Below are 6,100 nucleotides of genomic sequence, written 5' to 3' on the forward strand. Positions count from 1 at the left end.
GCAGATCGCGCCCTTGCTGCACGTCCTCGGCCTGGAGCCCGTGCTGGAGCGCACGGGAGGTCTCGACGTCGAGCGGGACTGGGACGACGTTCTCTCGCTTGGCGAGCAGCAGCTTCTCTCCGTCGCCCGTGTGGTCCTCGCCGCCCCTCGCTTCGCCTTCCTGGAGCGACCGCACACGGCCCTCGGGCCCGAACAGGCCGAGCGCATCCTCGGCCTGCTCTGGGAGCGATCGATCACGTATCTGACTCTCGGGGACGGCGGCGACGGCCTCGGCGACTATGACGCCGTCCTCGAGCTTGCCGGCGATGGCGGGTGGAGCTGGAAGTCGGTCGAGGCCGGACGGGAAGGCGTTGACAAGAGCGCTGAACGATCATGACGACCTCGAAAGGGAGCACGGTCATGGCACTCCACCCGCTCGCAGGCAAACCCGCCCCCTCCCGCATGTTGATCGACGTAGCTCGACTCGAGCGGGAGTACTACGAGCGCAAGCCCGACCCGAACGACCCCCGTCAGCTCGTCCGCTTCGGCACCAGCGGGCACCGGGGTACGTCGTTCGACGGTACCCTGACCGAGGGCCACATCCTGGCCATCGCCCAGGCCATCTGCGATTACCGCCGCAGTCAGGGCATCGACGGCCCGCTCTACATGGGAAAGGACACGCACGCGCTGTCGGCCGTGGCCCAGCGCACGGCCCTGGAGGTGCTGGCCGCCAACGGCGTCGAGACGATCATTCAGCGGGGGGACGGCGTCACTCCGACACCGGTGGTCTCGCACGCGATCCTGGTCCACAACCGCGGGCGCACGGAACACCTCGCGGACGGCATCGTCATCACCCCGTCACACAACCCGCCGGAAGACGGCGGCTTCAAGTACAATCCGCCCAACGGCGGCCCGGCCGACACCGACGTCACCGGCTGGGTCCAGGACCGCGCCAACCAGCTCCTCCGGGCCGGCAATGCCGGCGTGAAGCGTGTGCCCTTGGCAGCGGCCCTGAAGGCCGCGACGACCCATGAAGAGGACCTCGTCCTGCCATACGTCCGGGACCTCGGCAGCATCATCGACATGGGTTCCATCCGCGCGGCGGGCTTGAAGCTGGGCGCGGACCCGCTGGGCGGCGCGGCGGTGCACTACTGGGGACCGATCGAGACGCTCTACGGCGTGGACATCACGGTCGTGAATTCCTCGATCGACCCGACGTTCGGCTTCATGACGTTGGACCACGACGGCAAGATCCGGATGGATTGCTCGAGCCCGTACGCCATGGCCGGCCTGGTCAAGCTCAGGCATCGGTATCAGGTGGCGTTCGGCACCGACCCCGACGCGGACCGGCATGGCATCGTCACCCCGTCGGCGGGGCTGATGAACCCCAACCACTTCCTGGCGGTGGCGATCCACTACCTGCTCACGAGCCGCCCCGATTGGCCGGTGCGAGCCGCGGTCGGCAAGACGCTGGTCAGCAGCAGCATGATCGACCGGGTGGTCCACCATGCCGGCCGCCGGATGGCCGAGATGCCGGTGGGCTTCAAGTGGTTCGCCCCGGGCCTGTTCGACGGGTCGATCTGCTTTGGCGGCGAAGAGAGCGCCGGAGCCAGCTTTCTCCGCACGGACGGCACCGTCTGGACGACCGACAAGGACGGGCTCGTCATGGCCCTGCTGGCGGCGGAGATCACCGCGCGAACCGGCAAGGACCCGGGCGTCCATTACCATGAGCTGACGGCCGAGTTCGGGACACCGTACTACACCCGTATCGATGCGCCGGCCACGCCCGAGCAGAAGGACGTGCTGCAGAAGCTGTCGCCCGAGGCCGTCAAGGTGACCCGGCTGGCAGGCGAGCGGATCGTGGCCACGCTGACCCGCGCCCCGGCGAACGGAGCATCGATCGGCGGCTTGAAGGTGGTGACGACCGACGGCTGGTTCGCGGCTCGGCCCTCCGGGACCGAAGACATCTACAAGGTATACGCAGAGAGCTTCAGAAGTCAGTCTCACCTGGAAGCCATCGTCGCCGAAGCTCAGCATATCGTGGCCGATGCGCTGGCAGGCCAAGGATGAGGTGATGTACACGTGCCCTTCAGCGGAAGGCGAGCGCGGCCGTCACCCCGGCGAGCACGACCAGCGCAAGACACGCAACGCGACCCACCCGGCGGTCGCCGAACATCAGGGCGTAGCCGGCCTTCGCGACGTCGTTGCTCGCTGCCGCGATCAGGATGGCGCTGACAGGGACGTCGGAAGAGATGGCGCCGGACGCGCCGCTCGCGAGGCTGAGCACGAAGGGGTCGATGTCCGCCGCGCCAACGACCGCCGCGAGGACGCGGACCCCGGCGGCGCCGAGGTGCGTCGCCACCCAGCGCGTGAGGATGGAGAGGATCAGGAAGACCACGGCGAAGAGGAGCGCTGAGCCGATCTCGAGAGGGTGACGGAGCGCCTCGCCCTCCGCCCGCGACCCCTCATTGCGGGCGCGGCTGCCGAGGTAGAGGGCGAGCCCGCCGGCGGCGCCCGCCCCGGCAGCGAGCCCGAGCAGGCGGGGGACCAACGCAACGCCGAGGGGCGGCGCGAAGAGCAGCACGAGCACGGTGAGGCGCACGTACATCATGGCCGATGCAAGCACGGTCGCGCCCGCATACATTGGGACGTTCGGCTGCTCGCGCGAACGGCGGGCGAGCACGAGCGTGGTGGCGGTGCTCGAGTAGGCGCCCCCGAGAAGGGCGGTGACGAGGACGCTCTCGCCCGGCCGCACGAGCTTCTGCGCTGCTCCTCGCGGGAAGGGGGCACGCCTCCCCCCTCGGATTGTGCGAGAGAGAGCGGCGCGCCTATGATGCCCACATGTTCGGCATGGGCTTCGGCGAACTGCTCGTCGTGCTGGTGATCGTCCTGGTGGTCTTCGGCCCCGGTCGCCTGCCCGAGATGATGAGCCACCTCGGCAAGGGTTTGCAGGCGCTCAGGAAGGGGCTGCACGAGCCGCCCGAGATCGAGAAGGGGCGTGAGAGCAACGACCCGTCGAAAACCAGGCGAGAACCCTGACGGTCGGACTCTCGTGGGCTTCGACTTCCGCCGCGCCTTCGGCCGGCCGGTGAAGGTGATCAACGACAACGCGTTCCCCGGCGGCTTCCGCCTCTGGAACGGCGTGCCCACGCGCCCGGCGAGGCGTGGATGAGGGATCCCGACCTGGAGAGCGCCGCCACATCGGCGCTCGAGCTGGTCGCGGACGGGATGCACATCGGTCTCGGCACGGGCCACGCCGCCGCCGTGTTCCTCGCTCGTCTCGCCGACCGCGTACGGAGCGGCCTCCGGGTCGTCGGCGTACCGACCTCCGAGGCGACGGCGACGCTGGCGCGGCGCCTCGGCATCCCGCTCGGCGCGCTCGACGACGAGGAGGAGGAGCTCGCGCTCACGGTCGACGGGGCCGACGAGGTCGCCCCGAACCTCGACCTCGTGAAGGGCTTCGGCGGCGCCCTGGTGCGCGAGCGGATCGTCGCGGCGGCGTCGCGCCGGCAGGTGATCGTGGTGGGACACGACAAGCTCGTCGGCCGGCTGGGGACGCGCGGCCGGATCCCGATCGAGGTGGTGCCGTTCGCGTGCCGGCCGGTCCTCCGTCGGGTCCGCGCGCTCGGGCTCGAACCGGTTGTTCGGCTCGCTGACGCGCGGCCGTTCCTCTCCGACAACGGCAACCTCGCGATCGACTGTGGCCTCCCCACGCCGCTCGCCGACGCGCGCGCGGCGCGCGCGCTGGAGGCCGACCTCCGCGCGATCCCGGGCGTCGTCGACACGGGCCTGTTCCTCGGGACGGCGGAGCGCGTCCTCGTCGGATATCCGGACGGCCGCGTGGACGTGCTGCAGGCGGAGAGGTGATGATGCGCCACCCGGTCGAAGTCGTCGCAGACCGGCGCGCGCTCACGGAGGCGGGCGCCGCGGCATTCGTCGCGGCCGCACGGGCGGCGATCGGCGCGCACGGCCGCTTCGTGACCGCGCTCTCGGGCGGCTCGACCCCGCGCGCGCTGTTTGGGCTCCTGGCTACGGAGCGCTTCGCGTCGTCCGTCGACTGGGGTCGCATCCACGTGTGCTGGGGCGACGAGCGCGCGGTGCCACCGGACATGGAGGTGAGCAACTACCGGATGGCGAGGGAGGCGCTCCTAGATCACGTTCCGATTCCTCCCTCGCAGGTGCATCGCATCCGGGGCGAAGAGCCTCCGGTGATCGCTGCGGCCGACTACGAGCGGACGCTCCGCACCCTCTTCGCGACGCCGGTCGGTCCCCCGCGTCCCGTGCCCGGCGCGCGCTTCGACCTGGTGCTGCTCGGCATGGGGGACAACGGGCACACCGCCTCCCTCTTCCCGGGGCTGCACGCGGTGCGCGAGGCGGAGCGCTGGGTCGTGGGGGAGTATGTCGAGGAGGTCGCGATGTGGCGCATCACGCTGACGCCGGTCGTGCTGAACGCCGCCGCCGAGGTCGTCTTCCTCGTGAGCGGTGCGGACAAGGCGGCGATGCTCCACCGCGTCCTCGACGGTCCCGTCCGTCCCGACGCGCTCCCGGCACAGGTCGTGGCTCCGCACCACGGTCGCCTCCGCTGGCTCGTCGATGCCGAGGCTGCCGCTGAGTTGGAGGAGCGCTGACATGGAGCGCGTGGTCTTTCTCTTCGACGTCGACAACACGCTCCTCGACAACGACCGGGTCGCCGCGGACCTGAAACGCTACCTGGCCAAGGAGGTGGGTGCCGGGCGGCAGGAGCAGTACTGGGAGATCTTCGAGGAGCTCCGCCGAGAGCTCGGGTACGCGGACTACCTCGGAGCCCTCCAGCGCTACCGCGTGAGGCATCCGCGCGAGCCGCACCTGCTCGCGGTCTCGTCCTACCTCGTGAACTATCCCTTCGCGAACCGGCTCTTCCCGGGCTCCCTCGACGCGCTCGAGCACGTCCGCGCCTTCGGCCCGACCGTCATCCTCTCGGACGGCGACGTGGTCTTCCAGCCGCTCAAGGTGCAGCGCTCGGGTCTGTTCGAGGCGGTCGAGGGCCGCGTCCTCATCTACATCCACAAGGAGCGGGAGCTCGACGACGTCGAGCGCCGCCATCCCGCGGCCCACTACGTGCTCGTGGACGACAAGGTCCGGATCCTGGCCGCCGTCAAGGAGCGCTGGGGCGATCGGCTGACGACCGTCTTCCCGCGCCAGGGGCACTACGCGCATGCGCCCGACGTCGCACGCCATCCGGCGCCGGACGTGACCATCGATCGGATCGGCGACCTCACGACCTACGACATGCCGGCGCTGCTGGACGCCGCGCGGCAGAAGGGGACCCGATGAAAGCGACCCAACAACTACACGACGCGGGCCAGAGCCTCTGGCTCGACAACATCACGCGCTCGCTCCTCACTGGAGGGACACTTGCACGGTACATCGAGGAGCTGTCGGTCACGGGACTCACCTCGAACCCGACGATCTTCGACCACGCGATCAAGAACAGCCACGACTACGACGCCGCCATCCGCGAGAGGACCGCGGCGGGGCGCTCCGGGGAGGACCTCTTCTTCGAGCTCGCCCTCGAGGACCTGACCCGCGCCGCCGATCTCTTCCGGCCGATCCACGAGAGGACGAACGGTGTCGACGGCTGGGTCTCGCTCGAGGTCTCCCCCACCCTCGCGTACGACGCGGCGAGCACCGTCGCCGCCGCGAGGGACCTGCACGGGCGCGCCGGGCGCCCGAACCTCTTCATCAAGATCCCCGGCACGGCGGAGGGCATCCCGGCCATCGAGGAGGCGATCTTCGCCGGCGTGCCGGTGAACGTGACCCTCCTCTTCTCGCGCGAGCAGTACGTCGCCGCGGCGCAGGCGTACATCCGGGGCATCGAGCGACGCGTCGCGGCCGGGCTCAACCCGCACGTGGGCTCGGTGGCGTCGATCTTCGTCAGCCGATGGGACAGCGCGGTCACGAACAGGGTACCGACCGAGCTAAATGGCCGCCTCGGCATTGCGATGGCGCGGCGGACGTACAAGGCGTACCGCGACCTCCTCGCGTCCGACCGCTGGCTCCGCCTGCTGAACGTCGGCGCCCGCTCGCAACGCCTCCTGTGGGCAAGCACCGGCACGAAGGACCCGAAGGCGTCGGACGTGCT

The 6,100-nt window shown here is 70.2% G+C and carries 8 protein-coding genes; 7 read left to right on the top strand and 1 reads right to left on the bottom strand.

Features of this window, described 5'->3' with window-relative positions; translation table 11 throughout:
* Nucleotides 1-13: 13 nt before the first annotated feature.
* Nucleotides 14-376 carry a hypothetical protein gene (locus E6J59_14860; protein TMB18262.1) on the top strand — a complete coding sequence of 121 codons (363 nt, stop codon included), beginning with the start codon at nucleotides 14-16 and terminating at the stop codon, nucleotides 374-376.
* A 23-nt stretch (nucleotides 377-399) separates the two neighbouring features.
* The gene (locus tag E6J59_14865) at nucleotides 400-2,049 is read left to right on the top strand and encodes an alpha-D-glucose phosphate-specific phosphoglucomutase (protein ID TMB18263.1); all 1,650 of its coding nucleotides are present in this window, start codon (nucleotides 400-402) and stop codon (nucleotides 2,047-2,049) included.
* 19 nt (nucleotides 2,050-2,068) lie between these two features.
* Here the strand turns inward: E6J59_14865 and E6J59_14870 are convergent, their stop codons facing one another.
* Nucleotides 2,069-2,785: a DUF4010 domain-containing protein gene (locus E6J59_14870; protein TMB18264.1), complete on the bottom strand. Its 717-nt coding sequence runs from the start codon at nucleotides 2,783-2,785 to the stop codon at nucleotides 2,069-2,071.
* Nucleotides 2,786-2,820: 35 nt separating this feature from the next.
* Here E6J59_14870 and tatA point away from each other — a divergent pair, with 35 nt between their 5' ends.
* From tatA to E6J59_14895, 5 genes are all read left to right on the top strand, one after another.
* Complete coding sequence (gene tatA / locus E6J59_14875; GenBank protein TMB18265.1) at nucleotides 2,821-3,018, top strand: twin-arginine translocase TatA/TatE family subunit; 198 nt, start codon at nucleotides 2,821-2,823, stop codon at nucleotides 3,016-3,018.
* Nucleotides 3,019-3,147: 129 nt separating this feature from the next.
* The gene (gene rpiA / locus E6J59_14880; protein ID TMB18266.1) at nucleotides 3,148-3,846 is read left to right on the top strand and encodes a ribose-5-phosphate isomerase RpiA; all 699 of its coding nucleotides are present in this window, start codon (nucleotides 3,148-3,150) and stop codon (nucleotides 3,844-3,846) included.
* A gap of 2 nt (nucleotides 3,847-3,848) precedes the next feature.
* Entirely contained in the window at nucleotides 3,849-4,607 is a 759-nt protein-coding gene (pgl, locus tag E6J59_14885) for a 6-phosphogluconolactonase (GenBank protein ID TMB18267.1), read from the top strand.
* Nucleotide 4,608: 1 nt separating this feature from the next.
* Nucleotides 4,609-5,292: an HAD family hydrolase gene (locus E6J59_14890; protein TMB18268.1), complete on the top strand. Its 684-nt coding sequence runs from the start codon at nucleotides 4,609-4,611 to the stop codon at nucleotides 5,290-5,292.
* Nucleotides 5,289-6,100: transaldolase (locus tag E6J59_14895; GenBank protein ID TMB18269.1), on the top strand; the 812-nt coding region annotated here is incomplete at its 3' end. The genes E6J59_14890 and E6J59_14895, both read left to right, overlap by 4 nt.

This window comes from Deltaproteobacteria bacterium, from assembly GCA_005879795.1.
GTDB lineage: Bacteria > Desulfobacterota > Binatia > DP-6 > DP-6 > DP-6.